Source organism: 'Chrysanthemum coronarium' phytoplasma (assembly GCF_000744065.1).
Classification (GTDB): domain Bacteria; phylum Bacillota_I; class Bacilli_A; order Acholeplasmatales; family Acholeplasmataceae; genus Phytoplasma; species Phytoplasma asteris.
Genome location: NZ_BBIY01000110.1, coordinates 1 through 1,245, shown reverse-complemented (window position 1 = coordinate 1,245; position 1,245 = coordinate 1). Strand labels below are relative to the sequence as shown.

The following is a 1,245-nucleotide window of genomic DNA, read 5'->3' as shown; positions in this document are numbered from 1 at the left end:
CCCTCAGGAAAAACTACCATTGCCATACCATTTTTAACTTTAGGCACTGCCTTTATTAAATTTTTGGCAGTTTTTCTGATATCACCCCTTGAGATTACCATACAATCCAAAGATAAAAAAGCTAATTTTAAAAACCATGCAGTTCCAAAAAAACAATTAAAATTTTGTTTGGGAGCAAATGATAAAGTTCTTGGAATAACGCTTGTAATAACAAAAGGATCGGTGTATGACTTGTGATTGGCATAAATAACAACGTTTTCTTTTGAAGGGATTAAATGAGGATTTTGAACTACTACTTTAATTCTTAAAAAACGGTTGACAAAACGGGACAAACTACGCGAAACAAATCCTTTAAAATAATGATTAGGGGGCAAAAAAGTCATTAAAACGAGGCAAAAAACCAAAATTATAAACGTTATTAAAAAAGCCAACAACAAGCCCAAAATTAAATTAACTGGCAGTTTGTAGCAAAAAGAAAAATCAACTAGCATAGTTTTGGAAGTTTGCAAAAAAACAAATGTTAGCCAAACGACAACAAAAATAAAAGTTAACATTTGGGCGTATCTAATTTCTTTTGATAAATGGCAAAAATTAATTGTGGGTGAATTTCTTTTTGGATTAATTGGTATTGTGATAAGTCAATTTTGGGAAAAAAAACATTTCCTTGATGTCTTTGTAAAATGTGGGTGATGTATAAAGTTGTTACCCAAGGTAGGGTTTGTTGATAGATTTTTCCTCCACCAATAATAAAAATATCTTGGGCAGCATCACTTGCCATGAAGGATTGCAAATCAGAAACAACAGTACAATTAGGCAATTCCAAATCATGTTTTAAAGATGCTACATAAGTTTTTTTAAAATTAAAGGGCTTATTTTTGAAATAACTTTTTAAGGATTTATAAGTTTCATACCCCATTAAAACATTTTGATTAAGGGTAATTTTTTTAAAATATTGTAAATCTTGGGAATAATGCCAAGGTAGTTTGTTGTCTTTGCCAATCAAATAATTGCCGTCAAAGGCAGTAATTAAATTAATCATACAGCAATATCGCCTTTCAAAATGCCATCACATTGATAATTTTGCAAAGTAAAATCACTAAATTTAAAATCATCAATATTTTTGATGTCAGGATTTAAAATCATTTGAGGTAATTTTTTAGGAGTTCTTTGAATTTGGGTCTGAACTTGTGCAAGGTGATTGGAATAAATGTGGGCATCTCCTAAAGTATGGATAAATTCGTAAGG

Annotated in this window: 3 protein-coding genes; all 3 read right to left on the bottom strand. The window is 30.3% G+C overall.

Annotated features, from left to right (window positions below; genetic code table 11):
• Positions 1-554: lysophospholipid acyltransferase family protein (locus OYV_RS03940; RefSeq protein WP_042068405.1), on the bottom strand; the 554-nt coding region annotated here is incomplete at its 3' end.
• A complete protein-coding gene (locus tag OYV_RS03935; RefSeq protein WP_042068404.1) occupies positions 548-1,039 on the bottom strand; it encodes a dihydrofolate reductase in 492 nt (163 codons plus the stop codon). The genes OYV_RS03935 and OYV_RS03940, both read right to left, overlap by 7 nt.
• Positions 1,036-1,245 (bottom strand): thymidylate synthase (locus tag OYV_RS03930; RefSeq protein ID WP_042068402.1); only part of this gene is annotated, 210 nt, incomplete at its 5' end. The genes OYV_RS03935 and OYV_RS03930, both read right to left, overlap by 4 nt.